Raw genomic sequence first — 24,375 nt, forward strand, 5'->3', positions numbered from 1 at the left:
CCGCGCGTCACGGCCGAACCGCCCGGATCCGGTGTGCCTCAGCCCACCGCCCGGTCGCGCAGGTGCGGCCGCAGCCGGGCCTCGTCGACGGCGGCCGCACCGTCCCGCTCGATGTCGTCGGCCAGCGCGTCGGCGTGCGCGGTGACGCCGTCCAGGTCCAGCGCGGCCGGCGCGGGCATCCCCATCACCCGCCACAGCCGGATGCCCTCGGCGCCGCGCCGTAGCAGCGAGACCGCACCGCGGGCGTTGCCCCGCTGGGCGTGGGTCAGACCGACGGCGAGCTGGGCCAGCGCCCGCCAGAGGTCGCGGGTCGCGTCGCCGGCGTCCTTCCAGGTGCCCTCCAGGATCTCGTGGGCCTGGAAGGGCAGTCCCTCGTCGAGCAGCCGCTGGGCCTCGGCGACGGCCTCGTCCGGCGGGAGCACCAGGTCCTCCGGGACCCGTTCGACGCCGGCCGTCCCGTGCGGGAGCGGGCGACCGGCGGCGTCGCGTGGGCGGGCGTTGCGGGCCCTGCCCTGGTCGTCGCGGTCACGGGAACGCGTCATGGGCCCGACGATGCCAGGTGACCGGCCGGTGCGCGCCACACGGACACGCGCTCAGCCCGACTCGAGCGGCCCGAGCTCGGCGCTGAAGCGGTCGAGGTAGGCGAACCAGTCGTCGATCGGGGCGGAGGGGCGCACGACGAACTTGGTCATCCCGCTGTCGACGTGCCTGCGGATCAGCTCGGCGGTGCCCTCCCAGCCGACGCCGACGAGCTCCCGGGGATCGGTGTCGGGGCGCTGGAACGCCGCCCGCTCCAGCGCGGCGTCGACGTCGGTGCCGGGCTCGGCGAGCCAGATGTTGGTGCCGTAGTGGTCGTCGTCGATCCTGCGGCCGGCGTCGCGGGCGGCGTTCTCCACGACGGACCGGCCGCGGGCCGTCTCGGCCGGGGTGAGGAAGCTGGCGAGCCAGCCGTCGGCGAACCGGCCGGCGCGGCGCAGGCCGGCGTCGGCACGGCCGCCGAGCCACAGGTCGAGCGGCTGCGGCGGGCGGGGGAGGACCGTCGCGTCGTCCAGGGTGAAGAAGTCGCCGTGATGGGTCACCGACTCCTCGGTGAGCAACCGGCGGAGCACGACGAGCGACTCCTCGAAGACCGCGGGCAGCCGGCCCGGGACGGGATGCAGCTGGCGGTCCTCCGGGGACGCCGCGCGGATCCCGAACACCGGCAGGATCCGCTTCGGTGCGAGCGTCGCGAGCGACGCCAGCTCGGCGGCGAGGAGCATCGGGTTGCGCCCCGGCAGCACCGTGACGCCGGTGCCGACCTTGAGCCGTCGCGTCCGCGCCGCGGCCCAGGTGCTCCCTACCAGCGGGTCGATCACCGACTTCGAGGCCAGGTCGGCCAGCCACAACGAGTCCACGGCGGACTTGTCGAGGGCGTCGACGAGCTCGTCGAACTCCGGGCCCAGCTCGGGGAGGCTGCGGGCCCCCACCAGGCCGACGCCGATCCGGACCTTGCCGTGCGGGGAGGTGACCACTCACAGCACGTTACGCGGCGGTCACTGCCCGGTCACGAGCTCCAGCGCGGATCACGTCCGCTGAACCCGAGTGCCCGCTCGAACGCCGGCGCGTCCGCCGGGACCGCGACGACCGGCCCGAACAGCCCCGCGCGCGACTCCTCCCCGCCCGGCGCGGACATCGACTCGGTGAAACCGAGTACGACGGCCACGGCGTCACCGTCCGGCGTGAAGTCCTGCCCGGTGGCGACGGCGAGGTCCCAGCCGTGCAGCACCAGCTCGTCGAGCGCGACGGTCCCGGCGATCTCGCCGGGCAGCTCCAGACCGCCGGCGGCGGTCGTGCCGGTCCAGGCGTCCGGGTCGCGCCAGGCGGCGGCGAGTGCGTCGAGCCGGGCCGGGATCGCCGTCCGCCAGTCGGTGGCGAGGTGCGCCGCGTCCGCGCTCGGGGCGGTGCCGGCTGCCTCGGGCGACTTCTCGGCGGCGACGCGGAACGCCCACGCCAGGCCGTGCAGGTGGTCGAGGAGCGCGGCGACGACCATGTCGTCGCACGGGGTGGGTCGTTGCAGCTGGTCGTCCCCGATCCCGGCGACGACGGCGGCCACGGCGCGGGCGGTGGGGGTGAGATCGGTCGGCACGGGGTCCTCCCGGGTCGGTGGGACGGGCGGGCTGAGAGGTCCGACCGCGCCCGCCGCCGGAACTCATCTGTGCGGCCCCGGCCGTGTCTTTCGACACCCGGTAGAAGTTCGGTGGGCGGATGCGGCAGAGTGGACGGTGGCACCGTCCCCCGCACCCGCTCCGAGGAGCCGCCCGTCATGAACGACCCCGCCATCGTCGCCCGCGCGTTCCGGGTGGTCGCGATCGCCGAGGCCCTGTCCTGGACCGGGCTGCTGATCGGGATGTTCGTGAAGTGGGTGCTGGGCACGAGCGAGATCGGGGTGCAGGTCTTCGGGCCGATCCACGGCGCGCTGTTCGTCGCCTACGTGGTCGTCACGCTCTGGACGGCGCGGCTGTTCCGGTGGGACCTGCGGACGACGATCGTCGGGCTGCTCGCCAGCATCCCGCCCCTGACGACGATCTGGTTCGAGCGGCACGCCGCGCGGACCGGACGTCTCGGTGCGGTCACCGGACGCGCGATCGCCGGTTGACACGCACTCCGAGCTGCAGCGACGCCCGCCGCTTGACGACTGAGGTAAGCCTAGGCTAATTTCTACCTCGTCGCTTCGTGGTGGGAGCGGCGCGTCAGTTCGGGAACGAAGGCCCGGCCGCCCTGATCACAGCGGCCGGGCCTTCCCGCGTTCCCGGGGTCACTCGACGGGATCCGCCCGCTCGCGCTCGCTGTCGCCGTCGCTGTCGCCGGAGTGCAGTCGGCGGCGCAGCAGCAGGGCTGCTCCCATCATCACGGCGAACATCGCACCCCAGGTCAGCGTGCCGACCAGATCGTTGCCGACGAACCAGTAGACGAGCATTCCGAGCGGGACCGTGACCGGCAGGAGCAGCAGCGTCCGGGTCGCGTCCGCCCGCTTGGCCTCCGGCGAGTCGGCCTCGCCGTGCCTGCCCCGCGCGACCATCATCGCGACTCCGCCGCTCACCAGGGCGCCGACGGCCACGGCCAGCACCGCTCCCACCGGTCGCGGCGCCGCGAACGAGGCGCCCTCGCCCGCGGCGCCCCATCCGATGATCAGTATCAGGCCGCCGTAGCCGGTCCAGAGCATCGTGCGCAGCACGATCCGCTCCTTGCGCAGCGCGATCAGCTCGGCCCGCTCGTCGCGTTCCCGACGCAGCTCGGCGTTGGCGTCCCGCAGGACCGTCCACGGTGCTCGCATCCGGTGCCTCCTCACTCGTCGTCCCGGCGGGCACGGAGATCGGCGACCTCTCCGTCGGCGAGCGCGAACAGCTCCCCGACGGGCGTCTCCAGCACGACCGCCATCCGCAGCGCGACCGCGGTGGACGGGTTGTACCCGCCCGCCTCGATCTCGACGACGGTCTGCCGGCTCACCCCGACCAGCTCGCCCAGTCGCTTCTGGGTCAGGCCCGCCCGTCGCCGTGCGGCGGCGACGTCCGAGTGCACATCGGCGGTCACGCGACCCATGGGTCAACTCTACCCGACACATGTCAGGTCTACCCGACCTCGTGCTGCGATCGAGTGATGCGCCGCACGTCGCTTGACGGTCGACCAAGGTAAGGCTTACCTTAATCATGTCGCTTCGTGGTGGGAGCGGCGCGTCAGTTCGGGAACGAGGGCCCGGCCGGTTCGATCGGAACGGCCGGGCCCTTCCCGTCGTCGCCCGCGCTCACGCCTCCGGGCGGGTCATGGCCCGGTAGACCGGTCGCAGCACGTCGGTCAGCCGCTCCCGGCCGGCCCGCAGCGGCGGCTCGGGCACCTGGTCGAGCACGGCGTCCGGTTCGGTCTCCGGCGGGCTCGGGGGAGCGGCGCCCCCGGCCGGGGCCGTCCAGAAGCCGTCGAGCAGGTCCGCGAGTGCCGCGGGCCCGGACGGCGCGGCCGCCCCCGCGGCCCGGTCACGCTCCTCGCGCAGCCGTTCCAGCAGCGCGGTGCGGTCGCGGCCGCGCAGCGTGAGCAGGGTGAAGGGATCGGTGTCGCACCGCTCGGCCAGTACGTAGAACACGGCGGCCAGGTGCTTGCAGGGCACCGTCGCGTCGGGGCAGGAGCAGTCCTGGGACAGGTCGGTGCCCGCCGCCGGGAACAGCGACAGGCCGAGCCCGTCGAGCAGCTCCTCGATCTCGGGCGGCACCGTCCCGGCGAGCAGTGCCGCCGCGTACCAGGCGTCGCCGGCGAGGGCCTCCTCCACCCGCCGCCACTCCGGCTTGTCCCAGACCCGCAGCCCGATCCGGACCCGGTACGGCTGCGGCCGGGTGCCCTGCACCAGTGCGACGACCGCGCCGGCGTCGACGTCGACCGACACGATCTGCCCGGACCGGGCGTAGGTCTTCCCGCGGCTCAACCGCCCGCCGACGCCGAGCTGCTCCAGCACCGCGATGAACCGGGCCGACCACCAGGTGCGGGCCACCGGGCCCTTCGCACCGTGGATCCGGATGCCGCCCTCGACCCGGATGGGGCGGCCGCCGGTGTACTCGTCGGACGCCCAGAACGGCCGGTCACTCATCGTTCTCCCCCGCGTCGTCGGCGACGGCGTCCGAGCCGAGCGCGAACACCTCACGCAGCTCGGTGACCGACAGCGACGTCAGCCAGTCCTCCCCGTCGGTCACGACGAGGTCCGACAGCGACCGCTTCGACGCCACCAGGGTGTCGATCCGCTCCTCCACGGTGCCCGGGCAGACGAACTTCCGGACCTGCACCGAGCGCTTCTGCCCGATCCGGAACGCGCGGTCCGTCGCCTGGTCCTCCACGGCGGGGTTCCACCAGCGGTCGAGGTGGATCACGTGGTTGGCCGCGGTCAGCGTGAGCCCGGTGCCGCCCGCCTTGAGCGACAGCAGGAACACCGACGGGCCGCCGTCGCCCTGGAACCGGGCCACCATCTCGTCGCGACGCTTCTTCGGCGTGCCGCCGTGCAGGTAGAGCACCTCGGTGTCGAACCGCGCCGACAGGTGCGGCCGCAGCATGGCGGCGAACTCGGTGTACTGGGTGAACAGCAGCACCTTGTCCCCGGCGGCGAGCACCGACTCGAGGATCTCCTCCAGCCGGGCGACCTTGCCGGAGCGGTGCGCGCCCCCGGCCCGGTGGATCGGGGAGCCGTCGTGCAGCAGCTGGGCGGGGTGGTTGCAGACCTGCTTGAGCTTGCTCATCGCGGCCAGGACGTTGCCGCGGCGCTCGATGCCGTCGCTGCCCTCGATCTTCTCCATCATGTCGTCGACGACGGTCCGGTACAGCGACGCCTGCTCACGGGTGAGCCGGTGGTCCTGCACGATCTCGATCTTCTCCGGCAGGTCGTCGATCACCAGTGGGTCGGTCTTGACCCGGCGGAGCAGGTACGGCCGGGTGATCCGGCGCAGCGTGCGGGCGGCCCCGGCGTCGCCGTGGCGCTCGACCGGGACGGCGAACCGCTGCCGGAACACCTCGGGGGAGCCGAGGATCCCGGGATTGAGGAAGTCCATCACCGACCAGAGCTCGGCCAGCCGGTTCTCCATCGGCGTGCCGGTGAGCGCGATCCGGTGCGCGGCGTCGAGCGACCGCGCGGTCCGCGAGGCCGCAGCGTGCGAGTTCTTGATCATCTGGGCCTCGTCGAGCACGAGCCGGTGGAACCGCCAGGACCGCAGGTCCTCGGCGTCGCGGGTCGCGGTCGCGTAGGTGGTGACGACCAGGTCCACCCCGTCGAGTACCTCGTGCAGGGCGTCGCCGCGCGGGCGGGACGGACCGTGGTGGGCGTGCACCCGCAGGTCCGGCGCGAACCGCCCGGCCTCCCGCTGCCACGTCCCGACCATCGACATCGGACAGACGATCAACGTCGGCGCCGTCGCCCCCGCCGCGCGGTCGTGCGCCTCCAGCGCGAGGAGCTGCACCGTCTTCCCGAGTCCCATGTCGTCGGCGAGGCAGGCGCCCAGGCCCAGCGTGGACAGGAACGCCAGCCACGCCACGCCCCGCTCCTGGTAGGGCCGCAGGGTCGCGGTGAACCCGGGTGGTGCGCCCAGCGGCTCCAGCTCGCGGTCCGCGGTGCCGTCGAGCAGGGCGCCCAGCCGCCCCCGGGCGGTGACGTCGGTGACGGGCAGCGGCGCGTCGACGTCGCCCCGGGCCGCGGCCAGCACGTCCGGCACGGTCGGGGTGCGGTCCCGCGAGCGGCGCAGGAAGTCGAGCCCGCGGGCCAGCGCGTCGGCGTCGACGGCGACCCAGCGCCCCCGCAGCCGCACCAGCGGCGCCTTCGCCGCGACGAGCGCGGCGATCTCGTCCTCGCCCAGCTCGTCGTCGCCGACGGCGAGCGACCAGCGGAAGTGCGCGAGCTCGTCGCGGCCGAGCCCCCCGCGGGTCACCGCGCCCGGGGCCGGCGCCGAGGACGCCGACAGCTTCAGCCCGAGCGCGCGCTGCCCGTCCCACCCGCGCGGCAGCGCCACCTCGAACCCGGCCGCGAGCAGGGCCGCCGCGTCGCGGGTCAGGAAGCGGTGCGCCCCGGCGACGTCGAGCGGCAGGGCGGTGGGGCGGGCGTCGCGGAGCGCCCGGACGAGGTCGGGCAGCACCTGCGCGGCCCGGCCCAGCTCGGCGAGCAGCACGTCCTGTGCGCCGTCGACCAGCTGGTCCGCCCCGCCGGACCAGACCTCACCGGCCTCCAGCTGCAGGCTCGGGTCCTCCGTGGACTGCAGGGCGAACCGCAGCTCCCACCGGGTCCCGTCGCCGGTCTGGTCCAGCGGGTCCGGTCCGGGATCGGCCGGGTCGTGCATCGACGAGACCTCGGTCAGCCGGAACAGCGCCGTGCCCGCGCCGGGTTGCTCGCGGCCGACGTCGTCCCACGCGGTGAGGGCCTCGCGCAGGGCCGACAGACCGTCGCCGGTCACCGGGATCTCCGGCGACGGCCCCGTCAGGGCGTGCAGCAGCCCCGCGGCCGCGTCGGGCCGGGCCGGGAGCGGCACCGGCATCCCCGCCGCGCGGCCCAGCCGCTCGCGGACCGCGGCGTCGGTGAACCGGGCGAGCGCGGCGTCGACCACCTCGTCCGGGTCCCGGCCTGCGACGTCGCCGGGGCGCCGCTGCTCGGCACGGGCCACCGGAGGCAGCCTGCGGACCAGCCCGGTGCGGGCGACGGCGTCGAGCCCCTGCACGACCGGCCGCCACCGGGCGGCGGGCCGCCCGGCCTCGCTGACCACGACGGGCAGCACGCGGCCGCGGGAGGCCAGCTCGTCGGCGAACCGGACCAGCTCGGCGAGGTGCGTGAAGCCCTCGCCGTACCGCACGTCGGGATACGGGTCGGTCAGCTCCGAGGGGTCGACCAGCACCGCGGGCACCGTCCACGGGGCGAGTGCCGGTGCGCTGCGGGCCGCCGCCCGCGGCCGCTCGCGCACCAGCCCTGGCGAGTCCTGCGGGCCCGAGCCGTGCGACGGCAGCAGCAGCGTCACCGACGCGGGCTTGCCCGGGTGGACGGCCGCCAGCTCGTCCGCGGGCACCGCGAACGGGTGCGGACGCGCCGTCCGCAGCGAGCGGCGGTCGGACCGGGCCGGGCGCTCCCCGTCCTCGGCCCAGAGCAGGACGCCCCGGCCGGGGGAGTGGAGAGCGTGGACGACCAGCACGCCCCCACGCTAGAGGGCACCCCCGACAGGATGCGGGGGCGCTCAGCCCTCGGCGAGGAGCTCGTCGAGCTGTTCGAAGCCCTCGTTGACGCCGACCTCCATCCCGGAGGCCAGCATCGCGTCCCGCGCCTCGATCGAGTCGACGACCGAGACGCCGACGATGCGGGTCCGGCCACCGGGCAGCGCGGTGAAGGTCATCGTCTCCAGGGAGACGCCCTCCGGGAAGCCCTCCCAGGTGAAGGTCTGCACGATCCGCTCGGCCGGCCGGACCTCGTGGAACGAGCCGTAGAAGCGGTACTCGCCGTCGTCGTCGGCGTGGGTGTAGCGGTAGCCGCCACCGGTCTCGGCGTCCCACCGGTCGATGGTCATCCGCAGCCGGCGCGGCCCGAGCCAGCGCCGGACCTTCTCCGGGTCGACGTGCGCGTCGAACACGCGCTCCGGCGGCGCGTCGAACTCCCGGGTGATCCGGACGATCGGCAGGTCCGGGACGGCCTCGATGGTGGTCTCGCGGGTGGTGGTGCTCATGACGCTGCTCCCTCGTTCGTGCCGGTGACATCGGTGCTGCCGGTGCTCTCCTCGGCGAGCAGGTCGTCGAGGCGCCGGTAGCGCTCCTCGACCTGTCGCCGGTACCGCTCGATCCAGGCCGTCATCAGGTCGAACACCTCCGCCTCGAGGTGCACCGGACGCCGCTGGGCCTCCCGGCTGCGCCGGACCAGCCCCGCGTCGGCCAGCACCTTGATGTGCTTGGACACGGCCTGGAGGGACACGTCGTAGGGCTCGGCGAGCTCGTTGACGGTCGCGTCGTCGGCGGCCAGCCGGGCCACCATGTCGCGCCGGATCGGGTCCGCCAGCGCGGCGAACACCTTCGAGAGCCGGTCCTCCACGTTCCCCTCCTCGTTCAACCTCTCGGTTGAACAAAAAGGTAGCGGAGGGACGGCTCGTAATCAACCCCGAAGTTGAACTAGCGGAACGATCCGGGCAGCGAGCCGTGCGGTGTCCAGTCCGCCGGGACGACGCCGAGGCGTCCCCGCTGGTAGTCCTCGAACGCGGTGTGCACCTCGTCCTTCGTGTTCATGACGAACGGGCCGGCCCAGGCGATCGGCTCGCGGATGGGGAGGCCGCCGAGCACGACGACGTCCAGTGCCGGGTGGCGCGACTCCTGGGAGACGTTGCCGCTCACCGTGATCGCGTCGCCCGGACCGAACAGCGCGAGCTGGCCGGTGCGGATCGGGCGTCCGTCGGCACCGACCGTGCCGGCCCCGTTCAGGACGTAGACGAGCGCGTTGTACGACCGCGGCCACGGCAGCCGCAGCTCCGCGCCGGGGGAGACCGTCGCGTGCACCATCGCCATCGGGGTGTGCGTCGCCCCCGGCCCGGAGACGCCCGCGACGTCACCGGCGATCACGCGCAGCAGCGTGCCGCCGTCCGGCGTCGTGGCCAGCGCGGACTCGCCGCCGCGCAGGTCCTGGTACTTCGGCGGGAGCCACTTGTCGGCCTTCGGCAGGTTCACCCACAGCTGCAGGCCGTGGAAGAGGCCCCCGCTGCGGACCAGGGCCTCCGGCGGGCGCTCGATGTGCAGCAGGCCGGATCCGGCGGTCATCCACTGGGTGTCGCCGTCGGTGATGGTGCCGCCGCCCCCGTGCGAGTCACCGTGCTCGAAGGTGCCGTCGATGATGTAGGTGACGGTCTCGAAGCCCCGGTGCGGGTGCCACGACGTGCCCTTCGGCTCCCCGGGCGCGTACTCGACCTCGCCCATCTGGTCCATGTGCAGGAACGGGTCGAGGTCGCGCAGGTCGACGCCCTGGAACGCGCGGCGGACCGGGAAGCCCTCGCCCTCGTACCCGGCCGGTGCGGTGGTGACCGAGCGGACGCCGCGGTCCAGTTCGGTCGGACCGGGGACGGGCACGCGCGGCAGGGTGGCGGTGTCGGAGACGGTGACGGCGGGCATCGGGTCCTCCTCGGATCCAGAGTTGTTGCACGCTCAACCACTACGGTAGCGGCTATGTTCCCGGGTGCCACCCCCGAGTCGACGAGGACGGAGCAGGGACATGGCGGAGACGCCGGGAGAACCGCAGCCGGTACTGACCGGGATGTCGTTCCTGGAGGGGCCGCGCTGGCGCGACGGCCGGATCTGGGTCAGCGACTTCTACACCCACCGGGTGCTCTCCGCCCGGGCCGACGGGTCGGACGTGCGCACCGAGGCGGAGGTGCCGCAACAGCCGTCCGGCCTGGGGTGGCTGCCCGACGGTCGGCTGCTGATCGTGTCCATGCGGGACCGGCGGATCCTGCGCCGCGAGAGCGACGGCGCGCTCGCCGTCCACGCCGACCTGTCCGGTCGTTCCGCGCACGTGCTCAACGACATGATCGTCGACGCCGGCGGGCGGGCCTGGGTCGGCAGTTTCGGCTTCGATCTCATGAACGGCGCGCCGCGGGCCGCCGCGCCGCTGCTGCGGGTGGACCCGGACGGCACGGTGACGACGGCGACCGAGCCGCTGCACTTCGCGAACGGGCCGGCGCTGACCGGCGGCGAGCTCGTCGTCGCCGAGACCTTCGGGAACCGGCTGTCCGCCTTCCCCGTCGGGCCGGACGGGACGCTGGGGGAGCGCCGGGACTGGGCCCGGTTCGGCGAGGTGCCGGTCGAGGAGGACCCGCTCGCGGCGATCGCCCGGCTGACCGTCGCACCGGACGGGATCTCCGCGCCCGACGCCGAGGGCGCGATCTGGGTGGCCGACGCCGCCGGGAACCGCGCGATCCGGGTCCGGCCGGGCGGGGAGATCGCGGACGAGGTCTCCACCGGCGAGGTCGGCACCTACGCCTGCCAGCTCGGCGGCGAGGACGGGCGCACCCTGTTCCTCTGCACCGCGCCCGGCTTCGCCGAGCACGAGCGCCGCGACACCCGGGTGGCCGAGCTGCTGGCCGTCCGGGTGCCGGTTCCGGCAGCCTGAGGAGCCGATGCCCTCCCTCGACGACACCGCGGCCCGCTCGCTGCTCGGCTCCGCGCGGGTCGCGCGGCTGGCCACGATCCGCGCCGCCGACGGCAGCCCGCGCCTGGTGCCGATCACGTTCGCCCTGGTCGACGGCCTCGTCGTGTCGGCCGTCGACCGGGTCAAGCCGAAGCGGCACACGAGGCTGGCCCGGCTGCGCGACATCGACGCCGACCCGCGGGTGGGCCTGCTCGCCGACCACTACGACGACGACTGGTCGCAGCTGTGGTGGGTCCGCCTCGACGGGACGGCGTCGGTGCACGAGACCGGCGACCTGCGCGCCCGGGCGATCGACGCGCTGGTGGCGAAGTACGAGCCGTACCGGGCCGAGCCGCCGGACGGCCCGGTCGTGGTCCTCACGCCGGACCGGTGGACGGGGTGGTCGGCGCGGTGATCGCCGAGCCGCTCGGATGCCGGGCATCCGGTCCGCCGGACCGCGCCGGTCGCGCCGGGCCGATGGGTCGCCAGGTCGCCCGGGTCGCCGGGCCGTTTGGCCGCCGGGCCGCTTGGTCGCTTGGTCACCGGGCCGCTTGGCCGCCGGGCCACCGGGGTCTCTGTTGCCGAATCGCTGCCTCAGGCAGCGATCTCGCGAGAAGGTCCACCCGGGGCCGCGGCGCCGCCGTGACGCTTCGGGGTCGGTGTCGCCCGTGGGAACCGGAGGCGGCGGTGCCGCTCGGTGGGCCCGGACGGCCGCGGCCCTCGGGAAGGCCCGGAGCCGCGCCGCCTCAGCGCAGGCCGGCGAGGAACCCGGTGATCGCCCCGGCGGTCTCGTCGGGCAGCTCCAGGTGCGGTGCGTGCCCGCAGTGCAGCTCCGTCACCGTCACCGGGCCCGCCGCCCGCTCGGCGACCGACCGGACGTGCACGATGCTGCCGTACGGGTCGTCGTCGCCCTGGATGCCCAGCACCGGGGCCGTGATCCCCGGCAGGCGGTCGCGGACGTCCCACCCGCGGAAGTCCGTGGCGAGCCACATGTCGTTCCAGCCGCGGAAGGCGGCGTCGGGGTCGTCGTGGTGGCGGGCCATCCGGGTGCGGAGGTCGCCCTCGTCGAACGCGGAGCGGGCCGACCGGATCGCAGCCAGTGCGAAGTCCTCGACCAGGACGTGCGGCGCCAGCACGACGACCCCGGTCACCTGCATCGACGCCGCGGCCAGCAGCGCGATCGTCCCGCCGTCCGAGTGCCCGACGAGCACCGGCCGGTCCAGGCCGAGTGCGGAGCACAGCGCGGGGACGACGGTCGCCGCCTCGGTCGCCATGAACGACGTCGTGGGCGCGGTGTCCGGCCGGTCCGACCGCCCGTGCCCGAGCCGGGAGTAGGCGACCGTCCGCCGTCCGGTCTCCGCGGCGATCCGGTGGTGGAACCCGCGCCAGAGCCCGACCGAGCCGAGTCCCTCGTGCAGGAACAGCAGGGGGGCGCGGTCGGCGGCGCCCGGGACGTCGTCGTACTCGTAGCGCGGGCCGTCCGGTTCCAGCCGGATCGTCACGGGAGCGGGCACAGCAGCGGGCACGGAGGAAGATCGTAGTCCGTCCGGTTGCACCGTCACCGCCCGTGATGGAAGCTTCGTCCGTGATCGTGGACCCCCGGCTGGTGACGCGCCTGCACGTCGACCTGTGCCGGATGTGCTCGTCCGCCTGTCGCTGAGACCGGGTCGGCAGACCCCTCCGCGCTCACCGCGACCGTCGTCGTGATCCGGCGCGCCGGCTCGGCGGCGCCGATCGCGCACCCACCCCGAGAGGACGTGCCCGCGTGGCCGATCCGCCACATCGCGTCGTACCCGCCGCCGGACGACGACGACCGCACCGGACCGCCCGGCTGGTCACCGCCCTGGTGGCCGTGCTGGTCACCGCGACGGGCTGTGCCGCGTCCGGTTCGGACGGCCCGACCGTGCGGCTCACGCAGTTCCCGTGGAGCGCGGCGAAGGTGACCAACGCGATCCTCGCCGAGGTCGTCGCGGGGCACCCGGAGCTCGGGGTCGGCGAGCTGAAGACCATCCAGGTCGGACCGGCCACCGCCTGGGCGGGGGCGCAGCGCGGCGACGTCGACGCCCTCACCGAGGTCGCGATGCCCAACCAGTCCGAACTCGCGGCGAAGGCCGAGGACCGGGTCGGCCTGGTCCACCCGACCTACGACGGCGCCGAGCAGGGCTGGTACGTCCCTAGCTACGCGCTCGAACCGGGCGGTCCGCTCGCCGGTCTGACGAGCGTCTCCCAGCTGAACGACTACGCGGACGCCCTCGGCAACCGGCTCGTCGACTCGGACCCGAGCTTCCTCACCACCGAGTACAACACCAAGCGGCTCGCCGGGTACGGGCTGAACCTGGAGCAGGTCACCTCCAGCGAGGCCGCGCAGATCGCCGAGCTGCGCCGGGCCTACGAGCGGCGGCAGCCGATCCTGGTCTACCTCTACCGGCCGCACTACGTCTTCGAGGAGATGGAGCTGACCCGGCTGAGCGAACCGAACCCGCCGCGCGACGACTGCTACACCACCGGCGACGGCGCCTGCGCCATGCCGGACTACTCCGCGTGGACCGCCGCGGCCGGTGACCTGGGCGCGACGGCACCGCGGTTCGACGCCCTGCTGCGCCGGTTCGAGCTCCCGCTCGACGACGTCGAGAAGATGCTCAAGCGGGTGGACGTGGACAACGCCGACGTCGAGACGGTCGCGCGCGACTACGTCGCCGCGAACCCCGACCGGGTACGGGAATGGGTGGGAACGCCGTGAGCGACACGATGATCGAGGTCAAGAACCTCACCAAGGTGTTCGGCGACGCCGTCGACGACGCGGTCGCGCTGGCCCGCGAGGGTGTGGGGCGCAGCGAGATCCAGAAGCGCACCGGCGCCACGCTGGCCGTGCACGACGTGTCGTTCGACATCGCCCAGGGCGAGCTGTTCGTGATCATGGGCCTGTCCGGGTCGGGCAAGTCGACGCTCGTGCGGCTGCTGAACCGGCTGATCGAGCCCACCTCCGGCAGCATCGGCGTCGACGGCCGCGATCTCGGGTCGCTCGGCGACGCCGAGCTGCGGACGCTGCGCAACGAGCGGATCGCGATGGTGTTCCAGCACTTCGCGCTGCTGCCGCACCGCACGATCCGGCAGAACGCCGAGTACGGCCTGCAGATCCGCGGCGTCGATGCCGGCGAGCGCCGCCGCAAGGCGGAGTGGGCGCTGGAGCAGGTCGGGCTGGCCGAGCGGGCCGAGGCCTACCCCAGCCAGCTCTCGGGCGGCATGCAGCAGCGGGTCGGGCTGGCCCGCGCGCTGGCCAGCGACACCGACGTCCTGCTGATGGACGAGCCGTACTCGGCGCTGGACCCGCTGATCCGCCGGGACATGCAGCAGCTGCTGGTCCGCCTGCAGAAGGACCTGCGCAAGACGATCGTGTTCATCACGCACGACCTCAACGAGGCGATGCTGCTGGGCGACCGGATCCTGCTGCTCAAGGACGGCCGGCTGGTCCAGGTCGGCACCGGGCCGGAGATCCTCGAGTCCCCGGCCGACGACTACGTCGCCGAGTTCGTCTCCGACGTCGACCGCAGCCGGGTGCTGACCGCCGCCGACGTGATCCGGGAGCCCCGGATCACCGTGCGGCTCGACGAGCGCCCGTCCGAGGTGCTCGTCCGGCTGGGCCGGGCCGAGGCCACCGGCGCCTACGTCGTCGACGACGAGCACCGCATCCTCGGCGTCGTCCGCGACGACTGGCTGGGCCACGCCGCGGGCCGCCAGGCCGCGCGCATCGACGAGTCGGCGCTGGTCGACGAGTACCGCACCACCGAGCCCGACCGTCCGCTGATCGACCTGCTGCACCAGGTCGGCCGGAACCCGGTGCCGCTCGCAGTCGTCGACGAGGGGCGGCTCACCGGCGTCGTGCCCCGCGGCGCGGTGCTGGCGGCACTCTCCTCGCACCCCGACTCCACCCACGACGACGCGAACGGGACCGTCTGATGCCCAGGATCGAGCTCGGTAGCTACGTCGAGGCGTTCATCCTCTGGCTGCTGCAGAACGCGGCCGGCCTGCTGGACGGCATCGGCGCCGTGATCACCGCCGTGGTCGAGGCGGTGACGGCGCTGTTCACGACGCCGCCGTGGTGGGTGTGGCTGGTGCTCCTGGTCGCGCTCGCGCTGCTCGTGCGGGGCTGGGGCTTCGCGGTGTTCACGCTGCTCGGCTTCGCACTGGTCTCGTCGTTCGACCTCTGGACCGAGACGATGGAGACGTTCGGCCTGGTGCTGGTCGCGGCGCTGATCGCGGTCGCGATCGGCGTCCCGCTGGGCATCTGGGCCGCGCGCAGCCGGGCGGCCAGCCGGGTACTGCGCCCGGTGCTCGACACCATGCAGACGATCCCGGCCTTCGTCTACCTGATCCCGGTGGTGCTGCTGTTCGGCATCGGGGTGGTCCCCGGCATCGTCGCGACGATCGTGTTCTCGATCGCTCCGGCGGTGCGGCTGACCGAGCTCGGCATCCGCGGTGTCGACTCCGAGGTGGTGGAGGCCGCCCACGCGTTCGGCGCGCACCCCCGTCAGATCCTGCGCGAGGTGCAGCTGCCGATGGCACTGCCCTCGATCATGGCCGGTGTCAACCAGGTGATCATGCTGGCGCTGTCGATGGTCGTCGTCGCCGGTCTGGCCGGTGCGGACGGGCTCGGGACCGTCGTGGTGTCGGCGGTGACCCAGCTCGACATCGCGTCGGGCATCGAGGGCGGGCTCGCCGTCGTCATCGTGGCGATCTTCCTCGACCGGTTCACCTCGGCGCTGGCCGAGCGGCCGGGGTCGAGCCTGCTGACGAAGCTCCGCGCCCGCCGGGCGGCGGCGCCCGCGTCGGCGCCGCAGCCGTCGGCCGGTGTCGCGGCGGGGGCCGGCGCGGGGGCCTGACCGGGTCTCAGACGCCGTCGAGCTCGGCGAGCCGCCGTTTCGGGGCGACGCAGCGGTAGGCGTCGGTGACGATGCCGGTGATCTCGTCGAGCTCGGCGGCGTCGTCACCGGTGCCGTCGAGCACGACGCCCAGCCAGCCCCGGTGCCCGACGTAGGCGGGCCGGAAGAACCGGGCCGGGTCGGTGTCGACCAGGTCCTCCTGCACGCCGGGCGGTGCCGCACACCAGAACGCGACGTGCGGGTGCCCGTGGTGGTGGTCGGCGTAGGTCACGAACATCCGCTGCACGAACCACGACGGCGACCCGTGGCTGACCTTCTCCGTCACCCCGGGCAGCGCCCGGCAGATCTCCCGCAGCCAGGGCAGCGGGTCGGCCGGGTCGGGGTGACGCGGGAGGCCGGTCACGTGCCCATCCGGTAGGTCCCCAGCGACCACACGTTGCCCTCCGCGTCGGTGACGGCGAACTCCCGGGAACCGTAGTCCTGGTCGGTGAGGCCCATGACGACCGTGGCGCCGGCCGCGACCGCCCTGTCGTGCAGTGCGTCGGGATCGTCGCAGGTCAGGTAGGTGACGGCGCGTCCGGTGTCGAACGGGTCGTCCACCCGGCGGGTGCCGAGTGCGAGTACGCCGGTGTCGCCGTGGTCGTCCCAGGCGAGCTCGGCGTGGGCGATCCGGCCGGCGTCGTCGGTGTGGCACCGCAGCTCGCGGAAGCCGAGCGCGCCGGTGAGGAAGTCGATGGCGGCCCGCGGGTCGTCGTAGCGCAGCGTGGTGTGGATGCTCATGGCGCACGATCCTGCACCGGTCCGGCCACGGTGTCGTGGACGAACGGGAACTCCCACTCCCTGCGGTACGCCGACGGCGTCGTCCCGGCCAGCGCCCGGAACTCCCGGCTCAGGTGGGGCTGGTCGGCGTAGCCGCAGGCCGCGGCGACCTCGGCCAGCGGCGTCGTGGACCCGCCGACGAGCCGGGCGGCGCCCGCGAACCGCAGCACCCGCCCCGCGGTGCGCGGGGTCAGCCCGATCTGGGTGCCGAACCGGTCCTGCAGGTGCCGGCGGCTCCAGCCGGTCTCCGCGGCGAGCGCGCGGACGGTGACCGCGCCGCGGGTGCGGTGCAGCCGGCCCCAGGCGTGCGCGACCTCGGGAGCCGGACGGCGGGCCCGCCCGTCGAGCAGCCGTCCCGCCAGCACCCCGGTCACCAGGGCGAACCGCGCCGACCAGGTGGGCAGCTCGGCGAGCCTGCCGGGGAGCGCGGCCAGCACCGGGTCGTCGAGCTCGTCGAGCGCGGGGACCGCGCCACCCGCGACCGGACGACCGCCGAGCACGGTGAACATCCCCAGCGGTGTGAGGTCGACCTGGACCCCGGCCTGGGGGCCGGTGAACTCGGTGAGCACCCAGGTGTCGCTGAGCCCTCCCACGAACGCCGCCGCACTCCCCGCACCGACCGCCGGGCCGGACAGGGCCAGCGGATGGAAGCCGAGGATCAGCGCGACCGCGTCGGCCGGGGCCTGCCTGCGGCGCAGCGGGCGGGACGCGTGCTCGCGGTAGCCGAGGTAGCGGGTGACGTACGGGCGCAGCGCGGCGGGCGGCCGCGCCGGCACGAACACGGCCGGTTCCCGACCGGCATCGTCCACGACGGCATCGTGCCAGGCCGGGCCCGGTCAGGTCAGGGCCAGACCGGCGGCGAGCCCCAGCATCACGGTGGCCACGACGCCGTCGAGCACCCGCCAGGCCACCGGTCGCGCGAACAGCCCGGCCAGCCGGGCGGCCCCGAACCCGAGCCCGGCGAACCAGGTCAGGCTGGCCGCCATCACCCCGGCGGCGAAGGCCCACCGTCCGTCGTCGCCGTGCGCGGCGGCCAGTGAGCCGAGGACCAGCAGGTCGAGCAGCATGTGCGGGTTGAGGAAGGTCAGGGCCGCCGCGCTGCCGAGCACCGGGGCGAGGCGCCGCGCCCCGCCGCGGGCGTCGGCCGTGAGCGTGCCCGGCCGCACCGCCCGCCGGGCGGCGAGCAGCCCGTACCCGACCAGGTAGACGACCCCGCCCCAGCGCACCACCTCGGCCAGCCCCGGCACACCCGACAGCGCCAGACCGACACCCGCCACCGCCGCCGTCACCAGCACCAGGTCGGCCAGGACGCAGAACACCACGACCGCCGGGACGTGCTCGCGGCGCAGGCCCTGGCGCAGCACGAACGCGTTCTGCGCGCCGATCGCCGCGATCAGGGACAACCCGGTACCGAACCCCACCACCACACTCACCGGGCGACCGTAGGCAGGGACCAGCCGGATCCACGATCTCGTTCAGGATCGGTCAGGAACTTAAGCTGTGCTCATGTACGACCGGGACCGGCTCGCGACGCTCAGCGCCGTCGTCGAGGAGGGCAGCTTCGAGGCGGCCGCCGAGCTGATGTCGATCACGCCGTCCGCGGTGTCGCAACGGATCAAGGCGCTGGAGCGCCAGACCCGCCAGGTCCTGGTGCGACGGTCGCGCCCGTGCGTCCCCACGGAGGCGGGCCGCACCCTCCTGCGGCTCGCCCGGCAGGTCGCGGTGCTGGAGGGCGAGGTGTCCCGGTCGTTCGGCGACGACGCAGGCGGGGGCGTGCACCTCCCGATCGCGGTGAACGCCGACTCGCTCACGCACTGGTTCCTGCACGCCGTGGTGCCCCTCGCGCAGCGCCACGGCATGCGGCTCGACCTGCACGTCGACGACGAGGAGCACACCGCGGAGCTCCTGCGGGAGGGCGCGGTCGTCGGGGCGGTGACGACGTCGGCGACCCCGGTCCAGGGCTGCGCGGTCCGTCCGATCGGTGCCACCCGGTACCGCCCGGTCGCCGCCCGCCCGGTCTACGACCGGTGGTTCGCCGGGCGCGACCCGGCCGAGGCGTTCCCGGTTGCGCCGCGTGTCGACTTCGGTCCGAAGGACCGGCTGCAGACCCGCTTCGTGCGCCGGCTGACCCATCGCCCGTGCACCGGGCCGGCGCACCGGGTGCCGGCCGCCGACGGCTACCACGACGCCGTGCGGGCCGGCCTGGGCTGGGGCATGTTCACCGACGCCCCGGCGCGGGCGGCCGCCGACGCCGGACGCCTCGTCCTGCTCGACCGGGAACGCCATCTCGACGTGCCGCTCTACTGGCAGCACTGGAAGCTGAGCACCGAGGTGCTCGACGCCCTGACGGCCGCGGTGCAGGAGGTGGCGGCGCGGACACTGGTACCGCCGTCGTGAGCCGGCCCGGTCAGATGCCGGAACGCCAGGGCCGCCCGAGCCGGATGTCGCAGGTGATCTCGCCCGGGTCGACGCCGGTCAGGTCGGCGATCAGGTCGCGGACCGCGTCCTCCGCCGCGCGGGGGTCGTCGACGGTGGTGGACGCCTCGATCCCGGGCACGTAGAGGGTGAGCCTGCGGTCCGCCCGCCAGGCCACCACCTCGAAGTGATGGTGTCCGGTCACGGATCCACGGTAGCCCGGTCACGGAGGTCCGGGCAGGCTCCGTCACGGTGCCGTGCGCCTCGCCCTGCCTGCCCCGCCTCGCCGCCGGTCAGCCGAAGGTGGGTTCGCCGTCCCGGCCGGCGTCCTCGCCGGGACGGCTGTCGCCGTCGGACCCGAACAGCGGGTCCACCGTCTGCTCCGGGGTGCTGGTCGGCTCCGGGGGCGGCGCCTCCTGGACCGGTGGCGGCGGCGCCTGCTCCTGCGGCTCCGGAGTCGGCGACGGCGGCGCGCTGCTGCTGGTCGGTGCGGGCGTCGGGGTGGCGGTCGGCTCGTTCGGGGCCAGCTCCGACGGCTCGTCGCCGAGAGCGCGGAAGGTCGGGAAGTCGACGACCTCGGTGCTGCGCACCGCGCTCGCCATGAACTCCTGCCACATCGAGCCGGGCAGGTCCTTGCCGCTGATCGGTGCGCCGGTGGCGTCCTGGATCGGGTCGTTGCGGTCCGTCCCGACCCAGACCGACGTGGCGAGCTCGGGGGTGAAGCCGGCGAACCAGGCGTCGTTGTTCTGGCCCTCGAAGCGGGACTGGACGGTCCCCGTCTTCGCGGCCGCCTGCTGGCCGCCCGGCAGCGTGAGGTCGTCGTTGGAGACGACGTCCATCATGGCCTCGGAGACGTTGCGGGCGACCTGCTCGGGGAAGCGCTGCTCGCCCTCGCCGGGGGAGTACTCGTAGAGGACGCGGCCGTCGGAGTCGACGACCCGCGACACCAGGTGCGGCGCGTGCCAGACCCCGCCGGCGGCGATCGTCGCGTACGCCGACGCCAGCTGGACCGGGGTCACCTCCTTGTTGCCGAGCGGCAGCCGGGCGTCCGGGTTCTCCAGGGGGGCGGTGATCCCGGCGAGCCGGGCCGCGTCGGCGACCTTCTGCGGGCCGACCTCACCGGCGAGCTTGGTGAAGACGACGTTGTTGGAGATCGTCATGGCCTGCTTGAGGTCGCAGCGCGGGCAGTTCGCCCCGTCGGCGTTGCGCAGGCCCGGTTGCTCGGAGCCGTCGAACTGGGTGCCGAGGCCGACCGGCGGGTCCTCCAGCAGCCCGGCGAGCACCGCGAACGGCTTGAACGTCGAGCCCGGCTGCTTCATGACCTGGGCGTAGTCGAGACCGGCGCCGTTGGCGCCACCGTAGTAGCCGACGATGCCGCCGGTGCGCGGGTCGATCGCGACCGCGCCGGACCGCAGCACCTCGGGCTGGCCCTCCATCCGGGCGCGGACCGCGTCGGTGAGCTGCTGCTGGCGTTGCGGGTCGATCGTCGTCGTGACCTGCAGGCCGCCCTGCGCGAACGCCTGCTCGGAGATGCCCAGCGAGCCCAGCTCGGAGCGGACGGCGTTGAGGACGTGCCCGCGCTCGTCGGTCAGCGACGACGAGCGCGACGTGTTCTCCGCCGGGATCGTCTCCGGGAAGACGGCCGCCTGCCGGTCGGCCCGGGAGATCCAGCCCTGCTGGGCCATGCCGTCGAGCACGAAGTTCCAGCGCGACTCCGCCTTCTCCCGGGAGTTCTCCGGGTCCCAATTCGACGGCGACTGGATGATCCCGGCGAGCAGCGCGCCCTCGCTGGGGGTCAGCTGGGCGGCGGGCTTGCCGTAGTAGGCGAGGCTGGCGGACTCGATGCCGTAGGCGCCGCGTCCGAAGTAGATCGCGTTCAGGTAGTCGTTGAGGATCTCGTCCTTCGACTTCTGCCCGGACACCTTCAGCGAGACGATCAGTTCCTTGTACTTCCGCCAGTACGTCGCGTCGTTGCCGACCAGCGTGTTCTTGACGTACTGCTGGGTGATCGTCGATCCGCCGCCCGCACCGCCGAGGACCTGGTTGAGCGCCGCCCGCAGGATGCCGGTGATGTCGAACCCGGGGTTCGAGTAGAAGCTCCGGTCCTCCGCGGCGAGCACGGCCTCCCGGACGTGCGGCGGGATCGCGTCCATCCCGACCTTGATCCGGTTGCCCTGCTCGGGGACCAGCCGGGCGAGCTGGCCGCCGTCGGCGTAGGACACGGTCGCGATCTGGTTCTGGACGGCCTCGTCGGTGGTGGGGATCGGGAAGACCAGCCAGCCGATCCCCAGCACCAGCAGCGGCAGCAGCACGACCGACGCGGCGGTGCCGATCAGCGACCAGCGGACCTGCGTGCGGCGGCGGGTGCGGCGCTCCTCCGGGGTGAGCGCGGCGCGCTGCTCGGAGTCGAGGATGCCGAGCCGGCGGCGCACGGTGTCGACCCGCGGCCCGACGACCGCGAGCGCCTTCTCCAGCGGTCCGGCCGGTTCGGCGCGGCGACGGCGGCGCGGCGCGCCGGGGAGGACGTCGGCGGCGACGAGCGCCGTCGCGTCGTCCCCGTCGCGCCGGTGGTCCGGCTCGTCCCGGTCGTGCGGAACCCGGTCGTGCGGAACCCGGTCGTGCGGAACCCGGTCGTGCGGAACCCGGTCGTGCGGAACCCGGTCGTGCGGAACCCGGTCGTCGCCGGGGGTGGCCTCGGGCTCGGGACGGCGGCGGCGTCCGGTGCGCGGGGCGGGGGGCTCGGCCGGGGCGCCCGCGCCGGGCACCACTGCTCCGGTGCCGGACGCACCGGGACCGGGCGTGCCCGGGCCGGGCGCACCGTGGCCGGGTCGGCCGGGGGCGGGCGCGGACGGTCCGCCGGGTCCGCCAGGTGTCTGCGGTGCCCCGGGAACGGGCGGTGCGGGGGCCGCCGCGCCACGGGTGACCGGGCCGGACGGTGCGGTACCGGGTGCCGGCGGACCGCCGCGGGGGACCGGGCCGCTGCCGTGGCGTCCGGTGTCCGGGGCGGCGGGGTCGCGGCGCTCGGGGGCACGGGGGCGCCGGGCGTGCGCGGGCCGCGCGCGGGTGCCGGACCGGCGCCCGCCGGACCGGTGGGTGCGGGACCGGTGGGTGCGGGACCGGTGGGTGCGGGTCCGGTGGGCGCGGGACCGGCCGGCGCAGCGGGGCCCGCTGCGGTCGGACCGGGCCGGCCGGGCGGCGGCGCGGCGGGACCGGGCGGCGCTGTCGCCGGGCGGCGGACCGGCCCCGATCCCTGGCCGGGCGCGGGCGGCGGCGGGGACGCGGTACCCGGGTCACGCGGCACCGTCCCGCCGCGCACCCGCAGGCCCACCTTGGTCGTACCGCTGGTGCCGGAGGTCGGAGCGGCTCCGTCGGCCGCGCCGGTCCGCGCCGGTGCGCCGTCGGGTCCGTCGCCGTCGGGACGGCGGCGGGACGTCCGCGCGGAGTCCGCCGCGCCCGCGCCGGCCGGGCCCTCGTCGGTACGGGGGGCGGGGCGGTCGCCCGCCGCGCGCCGCCCGGAGCCGTTCCCGTCGCCGCGCACGACGTCCTCGAAGGACTGCGGCCCCTCGGACGGACGCCCGTGCCGCCCGGCGCCACCGGACGTGGGCCCGCCGGACGGTGCAGGGGGACCGTGCCGGGGCGGGCGGCCCGAGTCCTCCCGGGCGACCTGGTCACTGCCGTGCCGTCCTCCCGGGCGTTCCTCGGTGCGGACGGATCGGGCGAAACCGTACGGATCGGACTCGTCGGCGGAGCGTCGGGACCGCGGGGGCGGGGGCGGGCCTGCGGTCAACCGCCTCTCCTCTCACGGTTCCGGCCGGTGGGGGCCGTCGGTCACGGGGTCCGGGCACGTGCGTGCTCGCCGGGTGAACGAGTTACCGGCGGGTTGCGATGTGCCCACCTGATCGACGTCACTCGAATGTCGGCACGTCATCAGGGTGGTGCGGCAGCGCGTGACCGAACGCCTCGGCCGGTGTCCGCCGCTCGCACCATCGTGCCTGCGCCGGGTGGACCAGGACGACGCCGCCGATCACTCCGTCGGGCAACGGACGTCTGACTGCGACGACGCGCCGGGCCCCGCGGGCCGGACGGCCGCGCACGCACGCGGCCACCGGACCACCGGGCGTCCGGACACGGTGAGCTGCACCCGGCGCCGGACTCGCACGGTCACCCGCCGAGGAGCGGGCCCATCCGGTCACGCAGCGCCTCGGCGGCGGACAGCGGCCGGACCAGGACGGTGAGCTCCCGGACGCGGCCGTCGTCGTCGAACCGGAGGAGATCGACGCCCTGCACCTCGCGGTCGCCCACGGTCGCGGCGAACTCGAGGACGTGCCCGTCCTCGCCGGCGAACTCCCCGACGTAGTGGAAGCCCTCGAACACCGTGACGACCGCGCCGAGGACGGCGCGCAGCGGCGCGCGACCCCGGTAGGGACGGTGGACGACGGGGGAGCGGAACTCGACGTCGTCGGTGCACAGGTCCACGGCGGCGTCCGGGTCACCGGCCTCGATCGCGGACCGGAACCGGGCGGCGGTGTCGGTCATGGGCCCGATGATGCCGTGCTCACGCCGCGGTCGTGGCCCCCGGCACGCCGACGGCGTCGGCCAGCAGTTCGTAGGACCGCAGCCGGTCCTCGCCGCGGTAGGTCGCCGTCGTCACCATCAGCTCGTCGACGCCGGTGCGCGACACCAGCTCCTCGACCCCGGCCCGCACCGTCGCCGGGTCCCCGATGATCTGGTCGGCCTGCCGCTGCTCGACGAACGCGCGCGCCGCGTCCGTCCACTCGAAGGCGGCGACCTCCTCGGGGCCGGGCAGCTCGCGCGGGTCACCGAGCCGCAGGTGCAGGAACTGCAGCGCGGAGGGCAGGGCGAGCTCGCGGGCGGCGTCGCCGGTCGGGGCGCAGAACACCGATGCGGCGATCATCGAGTACGGCTCGGACAGCATCGCCGAGGGCCGGAAGTGCTCCCGGTACAGCTCGAGTGCCGGCATCGTGTTGCGGGCCGAGAAGTGGTGCGCGAACGCGAACGGCAGCCCCAGCATGCCCGCGACCTTCGCCGAGTAGCCGGAGGAGCCGAGCAGCCACAGCGACGGCGCGTTGCCCTTCGCGGGCACCGCGAGCACGTCGGCGTCGCCCCGGAAGTACGAGGCCAGCTCGACGAGCTGGTCGGGGAAGTCGTCGGGGGCGTTCAGCTGCGCGGCGTCGATCCCGCGCAGCGCCGCGGCCGTCGCCGGGTCGGTGCCCGGCGCGCGCCCGAGACCGAGGTCGATGCGGTCCGGGTGCAGCGCCTCCAGCGTCCCGAACTGCTCGGCGACGACGAGGGGCCGGTGGTTGGGCAGCATCACCCCGCCCGAGCCGACCCGGATCCGCTCGGTCGCCCCGGCCAGGTGCGCGATCAGGACCGGTGGCGACGAGCTCGCGATCCCCGGCATCGCGTGGTGCTCGGCCACCCAGTAGCGCGTGAAGCCGAGCTCCTCGGCACGCTGCACCAGCCGGGTGCTGTGGGCCAGCGCGTCGGTGGCGGACGAGCCGTCGGACACGGGGACGAGATCGAGCACGGAGAGGGGGACCACGGTCGGCCCAACGCCACCCGCGCCGTGCGTCTTCCCGGGGGACCGCTCCCGCCGAACGT

The 24,375-nt window shown here is 74.7% G+C and carries 26 protein-coding genes; 7 read left to right on the forward strand and 19 right to left on the reverse strand.

From position 1 onward, the window contains the following. Window positions 1–38 precede the first annotated feature (38 nt). Genes PP1_RS28415 through PP1_RS28425 form a run of 3 tightly spaced genes read right to left on the reverse strand, consistent with a single transcriptional unit; the run spans window position 39 to window position 2,125 of the window. Window positions 39–542, reverse strand: a complete 504-nt coding sequence (locus tag PP1_RS28415) for a DUF309 domain-containing protein (protein WP_010232800.1) — start codon at window positions 540–542, stop codon at window positions 39–41. Between the two features lie 51 nt (window positions 543–593). After that, window positions 594–1,511, reverse strand: coding sequence for a TIGR03854 family LLM class F420-dependent oxidoreductase (locus PP1_RS28420; protein WP_010232801.1), 918 nt, complete (start codon window positions 1,509–1,511; stop codon window positions 594–596). A 32-nt stretch (window positions 1,512–1,543) separates the two neighbouring features. After that, window positions 1,544–2,125, reverse strand: a complete 582-nt coding sequence (locus PP1_RS28425; RefSeq protein WP_010232803.1) for a TIGR03086 family metal-binding protein — start codon at window positions 2,123–2,125, stop codon at window positions 1,544–1,546. Between the two features lie 177 nt (window positions 2,126–2,302). Between PP1_RS28425 and PP1_RS28430 the strand changes: the two genes are divergently transcribed. After that, window positions 2,303–2,635, forward strand: coding sequence for a DUF3817 domain-containing protein (locus tag PP1_RS28430; RefSeq protein WP_029239675.1), 333 nt, complete (start codon window positions 2,303–2,305; stop codon window positions 2,633–2,635). A 159-nt stretch (window positions 2,636–2,794) separates the two neighbouring features. Here PP1_RS28430 and PP1_RS28435 read toward each other — a convergent pair whose 3' ends face one another. From PP1_RS28435 to PP1_RS28465, 7 genes are all read right to left on the reverse strand, one after another. Continuing rightward, window positions 2,795–3,313: a hypothetical protein gene (locus PP1_RS28435; RefSeq protein WP_010232805.1), complete on the reverse strand. Its 519-nt coding sequence runs from the start codon at window positions 3,311–3,313 to the stop codon at window positions 2,795–2,797. 11 nt (window positions 3,314–3,324) lie between these two features. Continuing rightward, window positions 3,325–3,579: a helix-turn-helix transcriptional regulator gene (locus tag PP1_RS28440; protein ID WP_010232807.1), complete on the reverse strand. Its 255-nt coding sequence runs from the start codon at window positions 3,577–3,579 to the stop codon at window positions 3,325–3,327. Window positions 3,580–3,781: 202 nt separating this feature from the next. Then, the gene (locus PP1_RS28445) at window positions 3,782–4,612 is read right to left on the reverse strand and encodes an SWIM zinc finger family protein (RefSeq protein WP_010232808.1); all 831 of its coding nucleotides are present in this window, start codon (window positions 4,610–4,612) and stop codon (window positions 3,782–3,784) included. After that, entirely contained in the window at window positions 4,605–7,676 is a 3,072-nt protein-coding gene (locus PP1_RS28450; protein ID WP_075314410.1) for a DEAD/DEAH box helicase, read from the reverse strand. Before PP1_RS28450 ends, PP1_RS28445 begins: the two co-directional genes overlap by 8 nt. Window positions 7,677–7,718: 42 nt before the next feature. Continuing rightward, window positions 7,719–8,201 carry an SRPBCC family protein gene (locus PP1_RS28455; RefSeq protein ID WP_010232440.1) on the reverse strand — a complete coding sequence of 161 codons (483 nt, stop codon included), beginning with the start codon at window positions 8,199–8,201 and terminating at the stop codon, window positions 7,719–7,721. Continuing rightward, window positions 8,198–8,560 (reverse strand): ArsR/SmtB family transcription factor, encoded by a 363-nt coding sequence (locus tag PP1_RS28460; RefSeq protein WP_010232442.1) that lies wholly within the window; start codon window positions 8,558–8,560, stop codon window positions 8,198–8,200. The genes PP1_RS28455 and PP1_RS28460 overlap by 4 nt, the downstream gene beginning before the upstream one ends. Window positions 8,561–8,637: 77 nt before the next feature. Next, complete coding sequence (locus PP1_RS28465) at window positions 8,638–9,624, reverse strand: pirin family protein (protein ID WP_010232443.1); 987 nt, start codon at window positions 9,622–9,624, stop codon at window positions 8,638–8,640. Window positions 9,625–9,724: 100 nt separating this feature from the next. Between PP1_RS28465 and PP1_RS28470 the strand changes: the two genes are divergently transcribed. Together PP1_RS28470 and PP1_RS28475 are read left to right on the forward strand one after the other, a co-directional pair. Continuing rightward, window positions 9,725–10,621: an SMP-30/gluconolactonase/LRE family protein gene (locus tag PP1_RS28470; RefSeq protein WP_010232444.1), complete on the forward strand. Its 897-nt coding sequence runs from the start codon at window positions 9,725–9,727 to the stop codon at window positions 10,619–10,621. 7 nt (window positions 10,622–10,628) lie between these two features. Beyond that, window positions 10,629–11,054 (forward strand): TIGR03668 family PPOX class F420-dependent oxidoreductase, encoded by a 426-nt coding sequence (locus tag PP1_RS28475; RefSeq protein WP_010232445.1) that lies wholly within the window; start codon window positions 10,629–10,631, stop codon window positions 11,052–11,054. A 331-nt stretch (window positions 11,055–11,385) separates the two neighbouring features. Here the strand turns inward: PP1_RS28475 and PP1_RS28480 are convergent, their stop codons facing one another. Beyond that, window positions 11,386–12,165, reverse strand: a complete 780-nt coding sequence (locus PP1_RS28480; RefSeq protein ID WP_249266007.1) for an alpha/beta fold hydrolase — start codon at window positions 12,163–12,165, stop codon at window positions 11,386–11,388. A 239-nt stretch (window positions 12,166–12,404) separates the two neighbouring features. Between PP1_RS28480 and PP1_RS28485 the strand changes: the two genes are divergently transcribed. The 3 genes from PP1_RS28485 to PP1_RS28495 are packed head-to-tail and all read left to right on the forward strand — an operon-like array spanning window position 12,405 to window position 15,519. Further along, complete coding sequence (locus tag PP1_RS28485) at window positions 12,405–13,379, forward strand: glycine betaine ABC transporter substrate-binding protein (protein ID WP_010232447.1); 975 nt, start codon at window positions 12,405–12,407, stop codon at window positions 13,377–13,379. After that, window positions 13,376–14,596, forward strand: coding sequence for a quaternary amine ABC transporter ATP-binding protein (locus PP1_RS28490; protein ID WP_283161932.1), 1,221 nt, complete (start codon window positions 13,376–13,378; stop codon window positions 14,594–14,596). The genes PP1_RS28485 and PP1_RS28490 overlap by 4 nt, the downstream gene beginning before the upstream one ends. Next, on the forward strand, window positions 14,596–15,519 hold the full coding sequence (locus PP1_RS28495; protein ID WP_060575659.1) for an ABC transporter permease: 924 nt from the start codon (window positions 14,596–14,598) through the stop codon (window positions 15,517–15,519). Before PP1_RS28490 ends, PP1_RS28495 begins: the two co-directional genes overlap by 1 nt. Before the next feature lie 7 nt (window positions 15,520–15,526). Here the strand turns inward: PP1_RS28495 and PP1_RS28500 are convergent, their stop codons facing one another. The 4 genes from PP1_RS28500 to PP1_RS28515 are packed head-to-tail and all read right to left on the reverse strand — an operon-like array spanning window position 15,527 to window position 17,771. Beyond that, window positions 15,527–15,922: an MmcQ/YjbR family DNA-binding protein gene (locus PP1_RS28500; protein ID WP_060633709.1), complete on the reverse strand. Its 396-nt coding sequence runs from the start codon at window positions 15,920–15,922 to the stop codon at window positions 15,527–15,529. Then, window positions 15,919–16,299: a VOC family protein gene (locus PP1_RS28505; RefSeq protein WP_010235373.1), complete on the reverse strand. Its 381-nt coding sequence runs from the start codon at window positions 16,297–16,299 to the stop codon at window positions 15,919–15,921. Before PP1_RS28505 ends, PP1_RS28500 begins: the two co-directional genes overlap by 4 nt. Next, the gene (locus PP1_RS28510) at window positions 16,296–17,147 is read right to left on the reverse strand and encodes a helix-turn-helix domain-containing protein (protein ID WP_010235370.1); all 852 of its coding nucleotides are present in this window, start codon (window positions 17,145–17,147) and stop codon (window positions 16,296–16,298) included. The genes PP1_RS28505 and PP1_RS28510 overlap by 4 nt, the downstream gene beginning before the upstream one ends. 27 nt (window positions 17,148–17,174) lie before the next feature. Then, on the reverse strand, window positions 17,175–17,771 hold the full coding sequence (locus PP1_RS28515) for a LysE/ArgO family amino acid transporter (protein WP_075314408.1): 597 nt from the start codon (window positions 17,769–17,771) through the stop codon (window positions 17,175–17,177). A 73-nt stretch (window positions 17,772–17,844) separates the two neighbouring features. Between PP1_RS28515 and PP1_RS28520 the strand changes: the two genes are divergently transcribed. Beyond that, complete coding sequence (locus tag PP1_RS28520; protein WP_029239586.1) at window positions 17,845–18,735, forward strand: LysR family transcriptional regulator ArgP; 891 nt, start codon at window positions 17,845–17,847, stop codon at window positions 18,733–18,735. A gap of 10 nt (window positions 18,736–18,745) precedes the next feature. Here PP1_RS28520 and PP1_RS28525 read toward each other — a convergent pair whose 3' ends face one another. From PP1_RS28525 to PP1_RS28540, 4 genes are all read right to left on the reverse strand, one after another. After that, window positions 18,746–18,958: a hypothetical protein gene (locus PP1_RS28525; protein WP_010231085.1), complete on the reverse strand. Its 213-nt coding sequence runs from the start codon at window positions 18,956–18,958 to the stop codon at window positions 18,746–18,748. An 88-nt stretch (window positions 18,959–19,046) separates the two neighbouring features. Then, entirely contained in the window at window positions 19,047–21,518 is a 2,472-nt protein-coding gene (locus PP1_RS28530) for a transglycosylase domain-containing protein (protein WP_249266006.1), read from the reverse strand. Between the two features lie 1,396 nt (window positions 21,519–22,914). Next, window positions 22,915–23,289 (reverse strand): nuclear transport factor 2 family protein, encoded by a 375-nt coding sequence (locus tag PP1_RS28535; protein WP_010232727.1) that lies wholly within the window; start codon window positions 23,287–23,289, stop codon window positions 22,915–22,917. A 19-nt stretch (window positions 23,290–23,308) separates the two neighbouring features. Further along, window positions 23,309–24,316 (reverse strand): LLM class flavin-dependent oxidoreductase, encoded by a 1,008-nt coding sequence (locus PP1_RS28540; protein WP_033199891.1) that lies wholly within the window; start codon window positions 24,314–24,316, stop codon window positions 23,309–23,311. Window positions 24,317–24,375: the final 59 nt, after the last annotated feature.

The organism is Pseudonocardia sp. P1, assembly GCF_000178675.2.
Lineage (GTDB): Bacteria > Actinomycetota > Actinomycetes > Mycobacteriales > Pseudonocardiaceae > Pseudonocardia.

Excerpts from the sequence above, each read along its gene's own strand:
- PP1_RS28415 (WP_010232800.1), bottom strand. The coding sequence starts at position 542 with ATGACGCGTTCCCGTGACCGCGACGACCAGGGCAGGGCCCGCAACGCC.
- PP1_RS28430 (WP_029239675.1), top strand. The coding sequence starts at position 2,303 with ATGAACGACCCCGCCATCGTCGCCCGCGCGTTCCGGGTGGTCGCGATC.
- PP1_RS28435 (WP_010232805.1), bottom strand. The coding sequence starts at position 3,313 with ATGCGAGCACCGTGGACGGTCCTGCGGGACGCCAACGCCGAGCTGCGT.
- PP1_RS28440 (WP_010232807.1), bottom strand. The coding sequence starts at position 3,579 with ATGGGTCGCGTGACCGCCGATGTGCACTCGGACGTCGCCGCCGCACGG.
- PP1_RS28445 (WP_010232808.1), bottom strand. The coding sequence starts at position 4,612 with ATGAGTGACCGGCCGTTCTGGGCGTCCGACGAGTACACCGGCGGCCGC.
- PP1_RS28455 (WP_010232440.1), bottom strand. The coding sequence starts at position 8,201 with ATGAGCACCACCACCCGCGAGACCACCATCGAGGCCGTCCCGGACCTG.
- PP1_RS28465 (WP_010232443.1), bottom strand. The coding sequence starts at position 9,624 with ATGCCCGCCGTCACCGTCTCCGACACCGCCACCCTGCCGCGCGTGCCC.
- PP1_RS28470 (WP_010232444.1), top strand. The coding sequence starts at position 9,725 with ATGGCGGAGACGCCGGGAGAACCGCAGCCGGTACTGACCGGGATGTCG.
- PP1_RS28475 (WP_010232445.1), top strand. The coding sequence starts at position 10,629 with ATGCCCTCCCTCGACGACACCGCGGCCCGCTCGCTGCTCGGCTCCGCG.
- PP1_RS28495 (WP_060575659.1), top strand. The coding sequence starts at position 14,596 with ATGCCCAGGATCGAGCTCGGTAGCTACGTCGAGGCGTTCATCCTCTGG.
- PP1_RS28505 (WP_010235373.1), bottom strand. The coding sequence starts at position 16,299 with ATGAGCATCCACACCACGCTGCGCTACGACGACCCGCGGGCCGCCATC.
- PP1_RS28520 (WP_029239586.1), top strand. The coding sequence starts at position 17,845 with ATGTACGACCGGGACCGGCTCGCGACGCTCAGCGCCGTCGTCGAGGAG.
- PP1_RS28535 (WP_010232727.1), bottom strand. The coding sequence starts at position 23,289 with ATGACCGACACCGCCGCCCGGTTCCGGTCCGCGATCGAGGCCGGTGAC.